The sequence below is a fragment of the Achromobacter sp. ES-001 genome (assembly GCF_019448355.1).
GTDB classification, from domain to species: Bacteria; Pseudomonadota; Gammaproteobacteria; order Burkholderiales; family Burkholderiaceae_B; genus Achromobacter; species Achromobacter spanius_B.
On sequence record NZ_CP079940.1, the window covers coordinates 574,282 to 589,112 of the forward strand.

Annotated in this window: 16 protein-coding genes; 11 read left to right on the forward strand and 5 right to left on the reverse strand. The window is 67.6% G+C overall.

Annotated features, from left to right (window positions below):
- The first annotated feature begins 7 nt into the window (after positions 1 to 7).
- Positions 8 to 814: an SDR family oxidoreductase gene (locus KYT87_RS02475; RefSeq protein WP_046806560.1), complete on the forward strand. Its 807-nt coding sequence runs from the start codon at positions 8 to 10 to the stop codon at positions 812 to 814.
- A 15-nt stretch (positions 815 to 829) separates the two neighbouring features.
- Here KYT87_RS02475 and KYT87_RS02480 read toward each other — a convergent pair whose 3' ends face one another.
- Positions 830 to 2,608, reverse strand: coding sequence for a DUF342 domain-containing protein (locus KYT87_RS02480; protein WP_219991644.1), 1,779 nt, complete (start codon positions 2,606 to 2,608; stop codon positions 830 to 832).
- A 235-nt stretch (positions 2,609 to 2,843) separates the two neighbouring features.
- On the opposite strand from KYT87_RS02480, the gene KYT87_RS02485 reads away from it, so the two are divergent.
- Positions 2,844 to 3,593: a lytic transglycosylase domain-containing protein gene (locus tag KYT87_RS02485; RefSeq protein ID WP_104145199.1), complete on the forward strand. Its 750-nt coding sequence runs from the start codon at positions 2,844 to 2,846 to the stop codon at positions 3,591 to 3,593.
- A gap of 50 nt (positions 3,594 to 3,643) precedes the next feature.
- Here KYT87_RS02485 and hemL read toward each other — a convergent pair whose 3' ends face one another.
- From hemL to KYT87_RS02500, 3 genes are read right to left on the reverse strand one after another with little or no spacing between them, the layout of a single operon-like run.
- Positions 3,644 to 4,921, reverse strand: coding sequence for a glutamate-1-semialdehyde 2,1-aminomutase (hemL, locus tag KYT87_RS02490; RefSeq protein ID WP_046806558.1), 1,278 nt, complete (start codon positions 4,919 to 4,921; stop codon positions 3,644 to 3,646).
- A 5-nt stretch (positions 4,922 to 4,926) separates the two neighbouring features.
- Positions 4,927 to 5,592, reverse strand: coding sequence for a thiamine phosphate synthase (gene thiE / locus KYT87_RS02495; protein ID WP_046806557.1), 666 nt, complete (start codon positions 5,590 to 5,592; stop codon positions 4,927 to 4,929).
- Positions 5,589 to 6,398, reverse strand: a complete 810-nt coding sequence (locus tag KYT87_RS02500) for a hydroxymethylpyrimidine/phosphomethylpyrimidine kinase (RefSeq protein ID WP_104145197.1) — start codon at positions 6,396 to 6,398, stop codon at positions 5,589 to 5,591. Before KYT87_RS02500 ends, thiE begins: the two co-directional genes overlap by 4 nt.
- Before the next feature lie 162 nt (positions 6,399 to 6,560).
- Here KYT87_RS02500 and KYT87_RS02505 point away from each other — a divergent pair, with 162 nt between their 5' ends.
- The 6 genes from KYT87_RS02505 (at position 6,561) to KYT87_RS02530 (ending at position 10,929) form a co-directional block, all read left to right on the forward strand.
- Positions 6,561 to 6,725, forward strand: a complete 165-nt coding sequence (locus tag KYT87_RS02505; protein ID WP_003814980.1) for a rubredoxin — start codon at positions 6,561 to 6,563, stop codon at positions 6,723 to 6,725.
- A 148-nt stretch (positions 6,726 to 6,873) separates the two neighbouring features.
- Positions 6,874 to 7,461: a YqgE/AlgH family protein gene (locus KYT87_RS02510; protein WP_219991645.1), complete on the forward strand. Its 588-nt coding sequence runs from the start codon at positions 6,874 to 6,876 to the stop codon at positions 7,459 to 7,461.
- On the forward strand, positions 7,454 to 7,855 hold the full coding sequence (gene ruvX, locus KYT87_RS02515; protein ID WP_046806574.1) for a Holliday junction resolvase RuvX: 402 nt from the start codon (positions 7,454 to 7,456) through the stop codon (positions 7,853 to 7,855). The genes KYT87_RS02510 and ruvX overlap by 8 nt, the downstream gene beginning before the upstream one ends.
- A gap of 22 nt (positions 7,856 to 7,877) precedes the next feature.
- Positions 7,878 to 8,849 carry an aspartate carbamoyltransferase gene (locus KYT87_RS02520; protein ID WP_219991646.1) on the forward strand — a complete coding sequence of 324 codons (972 nt, stop codon included), beginning with the start codon at positions 7,878 to 7,880 and terminating at the stop codon, positions 8,847 to 8,849.
- Positions 8,846 to 10,192 (forward strand): dihydroorotase, encoded by a 1,347-nt coding sequence (locus KYT87_RS02525; protein WP_219991647.1) that lies wholly within the window; start codon positions 8,846 to 8,848, stop codon positions 10,190 to 10,192. The genes KYT87_RS02520 and KYT87_RS02525 overlap by 4 nt, the downstream gene beginning before the upstream one ends.
- Positions 10,189 to 10,929, forward strand: coding sequence for a 1-acyl-sn-glycerol-3-phosphate acyltransferase (locus tag KYT87_RS02530; RefSeq protein ID WP_219991648.1), 741 nt, complete (start codon positions 10,189 to 10,191; stop codon positions 10,927 to 10,929). The genes KYT87_RS02525 and KYT87_RS02530 overlap by 4 nt, the downstream gene beginning before the upstream one ends.
- 27 nt (positions 10,930 to 10,956) lie before the next feature.
- Here the strand turns inward: KYT87_RS02530 and KYT87_RS02535 are convergent, their stop codons facing one another.
- Positions 10,957 to 11,847 (reverse strand): LysR family transcriptional regulator, encoded by an 891-nt coding sequence (locus KYT87_RS02535; protein WP_046806551.1) that lies wholly within the window; start codon positions 11,845 to 11,847, stop codon positions 10,957 to 10,959.
- A 216-nt stretch (positions 11,848 to 12,063) separates the two neighbouring features.
- Here KYT87_RS02535 and KYT87_RS02540 point away from each other — a divergent pair, with 216 nt between their 5' ends.
- From KYT87_RS02540 to KYT87_RS02550, 3 genes are read left to right on the forward strand one after another with little or no spacing between them, the layout of a single operon-like run.
- The gene (locus KYT87_RS02540; protein WP_219991649.1) at positions 12,064 to 12,738 is read left to right on the forward strand and encodes an RraA family protein; all 675 of its coding nucleotides are present in this window, start codon (positions 12,064 to 12,066) and stop codon (positions 12,736 to 12,738) included.
- A complete protein-coding gene (locus KYT87_RS02545) occupies positions 12,735 to 13,952 on the forward strand; it encodes an aminotransferase class I/II-fold pyridoxal phosphate-dependent enzyme (protein WP_219991650.1) in 1,218 nt (405 codons plus the stop codon). Before KYT87_RS02540 ends, KYT87_RS02545 begins: the two co-directional genes overlap by 4 nt.
- 30 nt (positions 13,953 to 13,982) lie before the next feature.
- Positions 13,983 to 14,810, forward strand: a complete 828-nt coding sequence (locus tag KYT87_RS02550; RefSeq protein WP_046806548.1) for an ABC transporter substrate-binding protein — start codon at positions 13,983 to 13,985, stop codon at positions 14,808 to 14,810.
- Positions 14,811 to 14,831: the final 21 nt, after the last annotated feature.

Consider the following 14,831-nt stretch of genomic DNA (forward strand, 5'->3'; position numbering starts at 1 on the left):
ATTCTTCATGGACTTTTCAGGCTTTCCCGGCTTGGCCGGCAAGACCGCCATCATCACCGGCAGCACGCAGGGCCTGGGCGCGGACATTGCGCGCGGCCTGGCGGCGGCGGGCGCCAACGTGGTGCTGGTGGGGCGCAACGCACCGGCCGGCCAGGTACTGGCGCAAGAACTGGACGGGCGCGCGCTGTATTGCGAAACCGACATCGGCGAGGATGCGCAGATTCAGCGCTGCATCGACGCCGCGCTGGCGCGCTTTGGCCGGCTGGACATTCTGGTGAACAACGCCTGCCAGTACGCCGACCGCGGGCTGGCGTCATCTCGCGACGAATGGCACGCCACGTTGGACACCAACCTGGTGTCCGCCGCCATCTTCACGCAGCTGGCCGCGCCGCATTTGCCGCGCGGGGGCGTGGTGGTCAACATGGGCAGCACGGGCGGCAAGTTCGGCGCGGCCGGGCGCGCGCTGTATCCGGCATCCAAGGCGGCCATGCTGCAAATCACCAAGAACTTCGCGGTGGAATTGGCGCCGGCCGGCGTGCGCGTGCTGGCGGTGTCGCCGGCGTGGACGTGGTCGCCGTCCGTTGAACAGCTGTCGGGCGGATCGCGCCAGGCGGCGGACGCCGTGGGGGCGCATTTTCATCCGCTGGGCCGGGTGGGGTCGGGCGACGAAATTGCCGCCGCCGTGTGCTTCGCGTGCTCGGACGCGGCCTCGTGGATGACGGGTGTGGACATCCCGGTGGACGGCGGCTTTTCCATCCTGGGCCCCGACCGTGGCATTTCGCCGCGCGTGTGGTTCAAGGAACTGGCACCCTGAGCCGGCCGAGCCGAGCTAGCGGATAACGATCTCGCCTTCTTCCAGACCGGCCTTGCCGCCCACCTGGTCTTCCAGGAATTCCTGCACCTTGTTGCCCAGCTGAATCTTCGCGCCGCTGCAAAAGCGGCGGGTAGCGGTGACGGTGGCGGTGTGCAGCGGTTGCAGGTCGCGCACCAGTTGCCCCTCTTCCTCGTCCAGGGCGATCAAGTCGCCGCTGAGCTTGACGTGGGTGTTGCGCGCGCGCTCGACCACGTCGCCCGGGGCGCGTTGCGGATTAGCCTGCAAGAACATCAGCAGCTGTTCCAGCTTGGCCTTTTCCTCGTTCATCTTCAGGCGCTTGCGCGTCAACGCGGAACGCTTGATGTCGGCGTGCGGGTCCAGCCCGGCTTGGACCAGGGTGGGGATGCCCGACGGTGAACCGATGGTGCCGGCGCGCACGGCGTTCAGCGCGCGGATCTGGCCGCCGGTGATGGCGCTTTGCTGCGTGTTGGGCGGCCCGACGTGGACGCTGCCGCCTGCCGCGATGCTGCTCTGGCGGATCTCGCGTTCCACTTCGACGTCCTGCCCGGCGCTGATGATCGCGTTTTCGATGAACTTGGCGCGCAGCATGCCGCCACAGACGATGTGCGCGGTGCGCGCGGTGGCGGTCGGGTCCTGCAAGGCTTCCGCCATGCCGATGATGCCGCCCTTGACCGTGACGCTGCCACCGGCTTCCACCAGGGCCGCTTCGATGGTGCCATTGACCACGACGTCGCCCGTCACGCGGACTTCCATCGTGGCGGCGATGTCGCCGCGCACTTGCAGCGAGCCTTCAAAGGTGATGTTGCCGGTGGACAGGTTGACGGCGTCTACCTCGACCATCGGGTTCACCTGCACGCCGTGGCTGATCAAGGTGGGCGTGCCCGCAATGGTGGCGCGCAGCAGCAGCGGATCTTCGGGGTCCACCTCGACGCCCGACAGGTCGCGGGAAAACGGGGTGTCGGGCAGTTCATCGGGCAAGGCCGGTTCGCCCAGCACGGTGACGCCGTCCACGCCGGGCAGCGGCGGTATGCGGCGCATCAAGGGCGTGCCGGGCGATACCAGCAGCAGGCTGCCCAGGTCGCGGTAGTCCACCTGCGCCAACTCATCGATTTCCTGCGCGCGCGGTTTCAGGCGGTCCAGCAGGCTTTCGAAGCGGGTGGGGGTGCCGCGCGTGGGCGGCGTGCCCCGGGCGATGACCACGGTTTCACGCGTACCCTTTTCAACGGCCTCGGCCAGCGCCTGGTCGAGCACGCCGTGCACGATGCCGCGGTCGGCCACGGCCTGGCGCAGCGTGTCCAGCGTGACCGGCTTGCCGCCCTTGGGCGGGTGCAGCGTCAGCAGCGCGGTCATGCGGTTGGGGTCCAGTTCCAGCTCGAACGCGCCGTCCACCACCATGCCCACCGGGAATTGGACCGGTTCGGTGGCGGTGCGGCAGCGGTCGATAAAGGCCAGCACGGCGTGGTTGTCCAGCGCTTCGGCGCCCCAGCCGTTGGCGACGGCGGCGGCGGTCAGCGTGTCCCAGCTGGGGATGTCGGTATTGAAGGGCGGGGCGGGTTCGGCTTCGACGGCCAGGTCGGCGTCGGCCTGCTGCGCATCGGCGTCGCCGTCGGCGCAGGCGGAGCGCGAGTCGGACGCGGCGTCTGGGCCGGCGTCGGCAGAGGATTGGGCGGGGTCTTGGGCAGAGGGGGCCTGGCGTGGGGGCGGCGTGTAGATTGCCGTCAGGACGTTGGTGCTGGCTTCCAGCACCAGCTGGAGCGTGTTTTCTGCGTCCATCTTTGCCTCTCCGTGCCTGGCACGATCGGCCAGGTTCATTCATTTGGAAAATAATCGAAATATTACGACATATTGAGCTTCGCGTCCGCCGTATGTCCTAGGTATGTCCCCCAGGTTCCCAGCGGGCGCGTCCTCGGGCAAGGGACTAGGGCGTAGGGCCTAGCGACAAACCGGGTCGACCGCCGCAGCATAGGGGCTCGCCAACGCGTCTTTGGACGCCGCCGGAGCCCCAACCATGGACCCTCGACACCGACCCATTCCGCTGGCCTTCAACGCCTTTGTGGCACGTGCGGGCGGCATGGCGGTGCTGATGGCGATTGCGTTGGGCGCTCTGGCGCTGGCGCCCTCGCGCCCCGCGCAGGCTGCCGAGATCTACCGCTACAAGGACCCCTACGGCGTCTGGCGCGCCATGAAGGTGCCGACCGGCTATGCCAAGCATTACAAGCGGGCGCAGACGCGGACGGCGTGGCGGGGCAACGGCATGAAGGTCTGTCTGGACTGCGCGCCGCAAGCCGGCGACGGCGCCCGCCTGGCCGCGCTGGCGCCGACATCACGCGCGCTGCGCTGGGGCGAGGCCATGCCCACCGCGCACGATGGCCTGATCGAACGGGCCGCCCAGGACTCGGGCGTGGACCGCGCCTTGCTGACGGCGGTCATTGCGATTGAATCGGGTTTTCGTAGCGATGCGCGTTCGCCCAAGGGCGCGCTGGGCTTGATGCAGCTGATGCCCGCGACGGCGGCGTCGGTGCTGGCGGTGGACGATATCGAGCGCGCCCTGGTGGACCCGGCAACGAATGTGCGGGCGGGCTCGCGCCATCTGCGTCGGCTGATCGACCAGTATCCCGGCCGGCTGGATCTGGCGCTGGCGGCGTACAACGCGGGGGAAGGGGCGGTGCGCAAATACGATGCGGTGCCGCCGTATGCCGAAACGCAGGCGTATGTGCGGGACGTGACGGCCCTGTACGAGCACTACAAAACGCCCTGAACAAAAACCGGCGCCAGGCTTGCCGCCCGGCGCCCGTGCCGCCCGGATGCCTAGATGGCGGCGAAGACCTTTTCAGCGATATCCAGCGTGGACTGGATCACCGCGTCGTCGTGCGTGGCCGACACGAAGCCCGCTTCAAATGCCGACGGCGCGAAGTGCACGCCGTGATCCAGCATGGCGTGAAAGAAGCGGTTGAACGCGGCGGTATCGCATTGCGAGACTTCGGCGAACGACGTCGGGATCGTGTTGCTGAAGTAAATGCCGAACATGCCGCCCACCGAGTCGGCCGAAAACGCCAGGCCGGCGGCGCGAGCGCGTTCTTGCAGGCCCTGGGCCAGCTTTGCGGTTTGCGCGGCCAGCTTGTCATAGAAGCCGGGCGCGGCAATCAAACGCAGCGTGGCCAGGCCGGCGGCCACGGCCACCGGGTTGCCCGACAGCGTGCCCGCCTGGTAGACGCCGCCCAGCGGGGCGATGTGCTTCATGACGTCGGCGCTGCCGCCGAAGGCGCCCACCGGCATGCCACCGCCGATCACCTTGGCCAGCGTGGTGATGTCCGGCTTGACGCCGGTCAGCCCCTGCACGCCTTGCGGACCCACGCGGAAACCCGTCATTACTTCGTCAAAGATCAGCAGCGCGCCGTGCTGGGTGCAAACTTCGCGCAGCCCTTCCAGGAAGCCGGGCGCGGGCTTGATCAGGTTCATGTTGCCGGCAACCGGCTCGACGATGATGCAGGCGATGTCGGCGCCGTGCTGGGCGAAGGCTTCGCGCACGGCATCCAGGTTGTTGTATTCCAGGGTCAGCGTGTGCGACACGAATTCCGGCGGCACCCCGGCCGAGCTGGGGTTGCCGAAGGTCAGCAGGCCCGAACCGGCCTTGACCAACAGGCTGTCGGAGTGCCCGTGATAGCAGCCTTCGAACTTCACGATCTTGGCGCGGCCGGTGGCGCCGCGCGCCAGCCGGATGGCCGTCATGGTGGCTTCGGTGCCCGAGCTGACCAGGCGCACCTGCTCCAGCGAGGGCAGGCGCGAGATCAGCACTTCGGCCAGATCGATTTCGGCTTCGGTGGGGGCGCCGAACGACAAGCCGTTGACGGCCGCTTCCTGCACCGCGCGCACCACTTCAGGGTGCGAATGGCCCAGGATGGCGGGGCCCCACGAACCCACGTAATCGATGTACTGCTTGTCGTCCGCGTCCCACACGTACGGCCCTTGCGCGCGCTTGATGAAGCGCGGCGTGCCGCCCACGGAGCGGAAGGCGCGCACGGGCGAGTTGACGCCGCCGGGGATGCTGCGGCAGGCGCGATCGAAAAGCTGTTCGTTACGGGACATGGCGTTCAAGGCTTGCGAAGAGGGTTGGCGGAATAGGGCGCGGAGCAGGCCACCGCGGCGGCACGGATGCTGGGCGCTTCGAAAAGGGCGGTGATGACGGCGATGGCGTCGGCGCCGGCCTGGGCCACCAGCGGCGCGTTGTCGGGCGTGATGCCGCCGATGGCGACCACGGCGGGCCGGGGCGCGTCGCGCTCGTCGACGAGGCGGCGCGCTTCGGTCAGCACCGACAGCGGCGCGCGCACGGTGTCCGGCTTGACGGTGGACGCGAACATGGCGCCAAAGGCGATGTAGTCGGCGCCGGCGTCCAGCAGTTCGCGGGCGCGGGTCAGGTCGTCGTAGCTGGAGCCGCCCAGAATCAGGTCGGGGCCGGCTTCGGCGCGGATGTGCGCCAGGCTTTCGTCGTCGCGGCCGACGTGCGCGCCGTCGGCGCCCACGTCAAGCGCCAGGCGCCAGTCGTCGTTGATCAGGAACACCACGCCAAGCTCGCGGCACAGCGGCGCCAGGGCGCGCGCTTGCGCCGCACGCACGGCGTCGGGCACGTTCTTGCGGCGCAATTGCAGGGAGCGCATGCCGCCCTCAGCGGCCTTGCGCACGGCTTGCAGCAGGCGGTCGGTGTCGTCCCATTCGGGCGTTACGCCGTACAGGCCGGAAGGAAAGCGCAGGGGTTTCATTGCGGTTGGATCCGGTTGGGAATGCGCCGGCCCATGCCCGGCAGGAAGCTGGCGGCCACCGAGGCATCGGCATGCGCCAGGCCCTGGCGCACGGCTTCCGGCATGTCCAGCCCGCGCGCCAGCATGGCGGTGATGGCTGTGGCGGCCAGGCCGCCGGCGTCGCCGTTGCGGTCGGGCGGGGTCTGCCAGGGCCAGGTGTGGGTCTGGCCGCTGGGGCCGAGCAGCACGTTGGCGAAGTGGCCGGGCCGCTGCGGGCTGCCCAGCACCAACACCCACTGCGCGCCCGCCGCCACCAGGGCGTGCATGGGGGACGGGGCGTCCCCGATATCGATGTCGCCGTCGGCGTGCCACTGGGCCAGCCGCAGGTGTTCGATGACAAGCAGATTCGTCTGCGGCAGCACCAGCTCCAGCGTCGCGGCCAGGAGGTCGTCGGCGTCGTCTTCATCGGCGGCGTCGGCGGGCAGCGGGGCGCGCTGGCCCAGGTGCAACACCAGCGGCACCTGGCTGTAGTCAGCGGCCACCTGCGCGGCCACGCTTGCCGTTTCCGCGGTGTATAGTCCGCCCACCTTGATGGCCTGCACGGACATATCTTCCAGCAGGCAGCGTGCCTGGTCGTCCAGCAGGTCGGGCGAAACGGGATGGATTTCTTCGATGCCGGCAGTGTCCTGCACAGTCAGTGCGGTCACGGCCGCCAGGCCATGACAGCCCAGGCGGGCGCAGGTAACGGCGTCCGCGGGCAGGCCGTCCGATCCCGAGGGATCAAACGGGCCGAAGACCAAAACGAGAGGGGGGGTAACGGGGGCCACGTGGACAGCGCTTGAGCTTTGAGCGGAGTACCCGGACTCATTTTGAGGTGAATCAGGGGAACCCCTATTGGGTTTCGGTAAGATTGTCCCCATTCTAATGGAAGCCCCCCACCTTTGCCCCGCCACGGGGAACCGGGTCGGGAATTGATGTAAGAGAGAACTATGCGTACTTGGATGTGTCTGATTTGCGGCTGGGTCTATGACGAAGAGGCCGGCCTCCCCGACGAAGGTATCGCGCCCGGCACCCGCTGGGAAGACGTGCCGCCGAACTGGGTCTGTCCCGAATGCGGCGCCCGGAAAGAGGATTTCGAATTGATGGAAATCTGAACCCGACCCGCTGACCCATTCCGCCAGGGCTCGTAAGATGGGGCATCGCCCCATCCAACGCAACCGACGACGGTCTGCCGACAGGCAAGCTGGCCACGCCGCCGTGTGCCACGTCGACGGTTCTTTCAGACTACCCAAAGGGGTTGCCATGACGGAAAAACACCACGAATCCGCCACCACGCAGGCGGCCAACTTTGCCAACCAGTTCCTGATCGCCATGCCCGGCATGGTCGAGGGCAGCCTGGCCGGCTCGGTCATCTACGTGTGCGAACACACCGAGCGCGGCGCGCTGGGGCTGGTCATCAACCGGCCTACCGACCTGACGCTGGGCACCTTGTTCGAGCGCATCGAACTGACGCTTGAAATCGGCCCCGTCAAAGACACGCTGGTTTATTTCGGCGGCCCGGTCCAGACCGACCGCGGCTTCGTGCTGCACGCGCCCGCCGGCGACTACAGCTCCAGCATCAAGATGGGCGCCATGGCGCTGACCACCTCGCGCGACGTGCTGCAAGCCGTGGCCGACGGCAACGGCCCCGAACGCATGCTGGTCACGCTGGGTTATGCCGGCTGGGGCGCGGGGCAGCTGGAAAGCGAGATGGGCCAGAACGCGTGGCTCAGCGTCGGCGCCGACGATCACATCATCTTCGACGTACCCGCCGAAGACCGCTACCCGGCCGCGCTCAAGCTGCTGGGCATCGATCCGGTCATGCTGGCGGGCGATGCGGGCCATGCCTGAAGAAACACTGCTTGGTTTTGACTTCGGCGAAAAAAAGATCGGCATCGCCATCGGCAACACGCTGACGCGCCAGGCGCGCCCGCTGGAAATCATCTTCAGTGAAATCCGCGATGCGCGCTTTGGCCGCATCGCGGCGCTGTTGCAGGAATGGCAGCCGCACCGTGTGGTGGTAGGGCTGGCGCTTGACGCCGATGGCGGCGAACAACCCGCCACCGCGCGCTGCCGCCGCTTCGCCAACCAACTGCACGGCCGCTTCGGCATCGCCGTTGAACTGGTCGACGAACGCGGTTCCAGCATGGAAGCGCAGCGGCTGCTGGGCACGCACGCCGCCGACGACGCGATGGCAGCGGCTGTTATCCTGCAACGATATCTGGATACCCTGCCAGCGCCGTGATACGTGCGGCCCGGCTTCTCCTATGCTCAATCCGCAACTTGATCGCCGCGGCGAACTCATCCATCTGCTGACAACGGAAGGGCTGCCCAAGCGCCACGTCCAGCGCTTGCTTGACGATGCGCGCGGCTATGCCCGGTCGGCAGACACGGCGCCGACGCTCTCCGTGCCCGTCTCCCCCACGTCGTTCTCCGCCACGTCCGACGCCATCGCCGCGCCATGTCCCGTGTTCCTGTCCCTGGCTGACGACCGCGAGGCGTATGCCGCCTGCGCGACGCGCCTGTCCCTGCTGCCCGTGGTCCTGGACGCGCAAGCCGTGGACCCGCACGCCGGCGATCCCCTGGCGCAGACCGTGGCCGGTTTGCAGCCGGGCGTGCTGGTATTGCGCCACGCGGCCAGTGGCGCGGCGCATTGCGCCGCCGCGCATGCCGCGCCGGGACTGCGCATTCTTAATGCCGGCGATGGATCGCATGCCGACCCCTTGCCTGCCCTGGCGCTGGTGCAGGCGATGCTGAACGCAAGGCAGGACCTGACCAACCTGGCCGTGACGCTGGTGGGCGACGTGCGCCATTGCGGCGTGGCGCGTTCCGTCATCCACGCCATGACCACGCTGGGCGTGCCCGAAGTGCGCGTGGTCGCGCCGCGCACCTTGCTGCCGGAAGGCTTGCCGCAGTTGGGCGTGCGCGAATGCGGCAGCCTATACGAAGGCTTGCTGGACGCCGACGTCATCATCGTCTTGCCGTTGAAGGTTGAGCAGATCAGCGGCGCGCTGCTGCCGTCTGCGCGCGAATACGCACATGGCTACGGCCTGACGCCCGCCGCGCTTGCCGCCGCCAAACCCGATGCGCTGCTGTTGCCCGTGGGCGCATTGACGCCGGGCGTGGAAGTGGACGGCGACGTGGCCGCCAGCCTGCCGCCCGTGCAGGCGCAGTTGGCGGACCTGGAACAGCATCTGCGCCTGGCCGCGTTGAGCCTGCTGGCCGGAGACGCGCCATGAGGCTGCATATCGCCAACGGCCGCCTGATCGATCCCGCCAATGCGGTGGACGGGCGGCACGATCTTTACCTTGCCGACGGCCATGTCGTCGCGGTGGGCAACGCGCCCGACGGCTTCCAGGCCGACCGTGTATTCGATGCGCAGGGCTTGGCCGTGTTGCCCGGCCTGGTCGACTTGTCGGCCCGCGTCGCGCAGCCTGGCCACGCGACCGGTCTGGCCTTCGCGCCCGCCGAATTGCGCGCGGCATTGGCAGGCGGCGTGACGCGCCTGGTGATGCCGCCGGATGCCGACGCCGCGCCGGACGAACCGGGCAAGGTCGACGCGCTGATGCGCCAACAGGAAGCCGGCCACCCGCGCATCTACCCGCTGGGCGCGATGACGGTTGGGCTGGCGGGCCAGACGCTGACGGAGATGGGCTTGCTGGCCCAGGCCGGTTGCGTGGCGTTCGCACAGGGCGAACATGGCATCGCGGATACCCGTGTGCTGTGGGGCGCGATGCGTTATGCCAGCGGGCTGGGCCACACGCTGTGGCTGCGCCCGCAAGACCCGTGGTTGGCGCCGTGCGCCGTGGTTGCCGGGGGCGCCTATGCCGAACGGCTGGGGCTGGAAGGCCTGCCGCCGCAAGCGGAAACGATCGCGCTGAATACGATTTTCGAATTGCAGCGGGCAACGGGCGCGCGCGTGCACCTGACGCGGTTGTCCACGGCGGCGGGCTTGGCGCTGCTGCGCGCGGCCAAGCGCGAGGGGCTGGCGGTGACGGCGGACGTGTCGGTCCACAACCTGCACCTGACCGACGTGGACATCGGATTCTTCGACACGCACTACCACCTGCAACCGCCGCTGCGCGGCCAGCGTGACCGCGACGCCATCCAGGCGGCGTTGGCCGACGGCCTGGTCGCGGCGCTGTGTTCGGACCACACGCCCGTGGACACGCTGGGCAAGGCGGCGCCGTTCGCGTCGTCCACGCCAGGGGCAACGGCGTTGGAGCTGTTGCTGTCCTTGACCTTGAAATGGGCGCGCGACCATCGTGTGCCGCTGGCCGACGCGCTGGCGCGCGTCACCTGCGGCCCCGGCGCCGTATTGAACAGCCTGGAGAATCGCCGGACGGTCGGCTCGGCATTTGCCCCGGCTGTCGGCTCAACAAGCAGCGCGGCGCAGGCCGGGCAACTGGGCGTGGGTGCGCCCGCCGATGCTTGCGTGGTGGACCTGGACGCCGAATGGCTGGTGACGCCGTCGGCGCTGCAAAGCCGCAGCCCGCACACGCCGTTCGCGGGTATGATGCTGCCCGGTCGGGTACGCGCCACCGTGGTCGGTGGCCAACTGGCCTGGGAGACTTCAGTTTGAAGCTGCTGCGCTTTGTCTTACGGTTGGCCCTGGTGCTGCCGCTGATTGTCTATGGCCTGGTGTGCGTGGGCCTTGTCTACCCCTTCATCCGCCCCGCGACGCGCGCGTGGCTGAACCGTTCATGGTCTCGCGCGTTGATGGCCGTCTGTGGCCTGAAGGTCGCTTTCAAAGGCGATCCCCGCATGACCGGGCCCGTGCTGCTGGTGGCTAACCATGTGTCGTGGATCGATATCTTCGTCCTGAATTCCGCGCGCGCCACCTCGTTCGTCGCCAAAAGCGAGATCCGCAAATGGCCGGTGATCGGCTGGCTGGTGGCGGGCGCCGGCACCTTGTTCATCGAACGCGGCCAACGGCACGCGGTGCACGCGATGGGCGAGGCCATGCAGGCCCGGTTCAAGCTGGGCGATGCGGTGGGGCTGTTTCCCGAAGGCACCACGACCGAAGGCTTCGACCTGCTTCCATTTCATGCCAGCCTGTTCGAACCGGCGCGTTCGGCGGCCGTTGAGATCCAGCCGGTGGCGCTGCGCTTCCTGCGCCACGGCAAGCGCGACGGCTTTGCCGCCTTTGTTGGCGAAGAAAGCCTGGTGGCCAATCTTTGGCGCGTGTTGGGCGCGACGGGGCTGGCCGTTGAAGTGGTGTTCCTGCCGCCGCTGGCGGCGCGGCATCCGGATGGCAGCCTGCCCACGCGGCTGGAGCTGTCGCATCAGGCTCGCGACGCAATCCTGGGCGTGTTGTAACGCCCGCGCCCGACCCACCGGCGGGCTTCAGATGCCGCCGGAAAACTCGCAGCAACTCTCGGCCAGCTCGGCCACGCTTTCACAAAACGCCACGTCCGCGTCACGGCGGAACATCGCGCTGTAGACCGATTGCGGCGGCGCGGTGCTGGTGCGCGCAATCACCAGCTGCTTCTTGCTGACCATGTCCGCAAAGTAATCGCGCGGCAGGCAGCTGACGCCAAAGCCGGCGGCGGTCAGCCCCGCCATTGCGATCAGGCTGTTGATCGTGAAGATATTGCTGTCGGGCGTGTGCGGCCGCAACCACCCGTCGTAAATCATGTTCAAGCCCGATTCGCGGCTTTGCCGCAGCAGCGGCAGGCGCGCGATGTCGGCGGGCGTGTAGACGCGGCTGGCGTCGATCAGGTCGGGGCTGCCCATCCACGCGAATTCCAGTCGCTGTAGCGCCACCACCTGCAAGTTGGGTTCCGCGAATTCCCCATGCAGGAACGCCATGTCCAGCTGCCCGGCCTGCAAGCGCTTGAGCAGGTCGGCGCCCAGGTCGATGTGCGGCTCAAGCGTGATGCGCGGATAGTGCGCGCGCAGCAGGCGGATCAGCGCGGGCAGCCACGTCATTGCCGTGATCTCGGTGATGCCGAAGCGAAACGTGCCGGTCAGCGTGTGCTGGCCCTTCAAGCGCACCAGCAAGCGGTCGCGATGCCCCAGCATTTCTTCGGCCAGCGCATAGACCTCGTGCCCGCGCGCCGTCAATTCCGCGCGGTGGCCCGAGCGGTCGAACAGCGCCACGTCGAAGTCCGCCTCCAGTTCCTGGATGCGCTTGGTGATGGCCGATTGCGTGGTGTGCAGCTTTTGCGCCGATGCCGAAAACGTGCCCAGCCGCACGGTCCAGTACAGCGCCTCGATCTGCTTGAAGGTCAGCATGTCGAGCCCTGAGCAAGGGTGATGTTCATTCCGAAATTTCCGCCTAGGGCTAACCCGTATATTCTTAAAAGCGATATAGATCGTGGAAATTTAATCCCTTTTTCTGAAAACGAAAAGCTCGCAACATGCGATCTGAACCCACCCCGACCGCCGGCATCCCGAAGCCTTACCCCCCTTGCCACCGGCGGCTTTCGATAGAGGACGTTGCAGATCGTCATGGCTCAGATTCTTACCGGCGCACGCCAATTGCCGGCTTCCCCCGTTGCTCCCGCCGCCGTACTCCAAGCCCTGGCCGGCATCGTCACGCCGCACCTTAGCGACAACCTGGCGCGCCGCGAAGGCATCTCGGGCCTGCACCGCTACAACCGCAGCGGCAAGCTTGTTGGCACTGCCTTGACCGTCAAGACCCGCCCGGGCGACAACCTGATGATCTACAAGGCCATGATGCAGATCCAGCCCGGCCACGTGCTGGTGGTGGATGCGGGCGGCGACTTGTCCAACGCCGTGCTGGGCGAAATCATGAAGCGCTATTTGCAACTGCACGGCTGCGCCGGCGTGGTGGTCGACGGCGCGATCCGCGACGTGGCCGCGTTCGAGGCCGACAGCTTTCCCTGCTATGCGCGCGGCCACATCCATCGTGGCCCGTACAAAGACGGCCCGGGCGAAGTCAACGTGCCCGTGTCGATCGGCGGCCAGGTCATCCACCCCGGCGACATCCTGGTCGGCGACGAAGACGGCCTGGTCAGCTTTCCCGCGTCCGACGCGCAAAGCCTGATCGAGGCCGCGCACGCGCACGCCGCCAAGGAAGAACGCATCATGGCCGAGATCGCCAAGGGCGATAAGACGCAAAGCTGGATGCAGGCCGCGTTTGCCGCCAAGGGGCTGGCATGAACGCCGCCGACACCGCCTTCCTGGCTGACCGCGCCCTAGCCATCAAGCCATCGCCCAGCATGGCCGCCAAGACGCGCGTGGATCAACTGCGCGCGCAGGGCCGCGACATCGTCGACTTCACGGTCGGTGAGCCGGACCTGCCCACGCCCGCGCACATCGTTCAGGCTGGCATCGACGCGCTGAACAGCGGCGACATCCGCTACACCGCGTCAGTCGGCGCCAAGCCGCTGCTGGAAGCGGTGCGCGCCAAGTTCCAGCGCGAGAACGGCCTGGACTACGGCCTGGACGAACTGATCGTGGGCGTGGGCGCCAAGCAGCTCATCTTCACGGCGCTGGCCGCCTCCGTGCAGGCCGGCGACGAAGTCATCATCCCCGCGCCGTACTGGGTGTCGTACCCGGACATGGTGCTGGTCAACGACGGTAAGCCGGTGGTGGTCGCCTGCCCCGAAGCCGACGGCTTCAAGCTGACGCCGCAAGCGCTGGAACAAGCCATCACGCCACGTACGAAGTGGCTGCTGCTGAACACCCCCAGCAACCCCACCGGCGCGATGTACAGCGAAGCGGAGCTGCAAGCGCTGGGCGAGGTGCTGGCGCGCCATCCCCACGTGTGGTTGCTGACCGACGAAATCTACGAACACCTGGCGTATGGCGATGCGCGCCATGCCTCGCCGGCGGCCGTGGTGCCGGCGCTGGCGGGCCGCACGCTGACCATCAACGGCGTGTCCAAGGCCTATGCGATGACGGGTTGGCGCCTGGGTTATGCGGGCGGTCCCAAGCCGCTGATCCGCGCCATGGCCACGCTGATCTCGCAAAGCACCAGCTGCGTCAGCGCCATCAGCCAGGCGGCCGCCCGCGTGGCCTTGACCGCAGACCAGCGCTGCGTCACCGACGCCGCCGCCATCTTCCATGCGCGGCGTGACCGCATCGTGTCTTTGCTGAACGCCGTGCCCGGTATTCGCTGCCCGCAACCGCAGGGCGCGTTCTACGTCTATCCGTCGGTGGAAGGCTTGCTGGGCAAGCGCAAGCCCGGCGGCCGCGTGCTGCAAACCGATTTGGACGTGGTGATGTACCTGCTGGATGACGCGGGTGTCGCCGTGCTGGACGGCGCGGCCTATGGCTTGTCGCCGTACCTGCGCCTGAGCTTTGCCACATCGATGGAAAACATCGAAGAAGGATGCCGCCGCATCGCCCAGGCTTGCGCGGCGCTGGATTGACCTACATACCGATACTCAAGGGGAATATTCATGAAGACCACCATCGCCAGCCTTCTTGCCGCCGTGGGCGTTGCCGCCACGCTGGCGCCCGCCGCGCACGCGGACACGTTGCAGGACATCAAGGCGCGCGGCAAATTCATTTGCGGCACCATGGGCACCGCCGAGCCCTTCAGCTTTCAGGACCCCAAGACCCGTGCCGTGGTCGGGTATGAAGTCGATATGTGCCAGGCGGTGGCCGACAGCCTGGGCGTACCGCTGGAGCTCAAGCTGATCGCCGTTGAGGCCCGCATCCCCGAACTGATCGCGGGTCGCGTCGATGTGGTGGCGGCCAACCTGGGCTGGAGCCCCGAACGCGCGCAGCAGATCGATTATTCGCACCAGCATTTCGTCAGCCTGCAAAAGATCCTGGCCCGCGATTCCGAGAAAGACCTGAAGGCGCCCGCCGACCTGGCCGGCAAGCGCGTCAGCGCGGTGCGCGGCTCGTCGTCCGAGCAAGGCGCTCGCAAGAACATCCCCAACGTGGACCCCGTGACGTTCAAGGACCCCAGCGGCGCGTTCCTGGCCTTGCAGCAAGGCAAGGTCAGCGGCTTTGTCGGGTCTGAGCTGATGCTGGTCAAGCTTCAGCATCAGGCGGCCACCAGCGCCGTGCCCGTCAAGATTCTGGAGCCGGCGCTGTTCGTCGAGCCCTGGGGCATGGGCGTGCGCAAGGGCGACACGGCGATGTTGAACCAGGTCAACAAGGTGCTGGACGGCATGGAGGCATCTGGCCAGGCCGGTAAGGTGTTCGACAAGTGGTTCGGCGCCGGCACGCAGTTCAACATGAAGCGCGACTTCCGCATCGAAGCCATCAAGGGTTGATGCGCGACGCGCGCCGGAGCC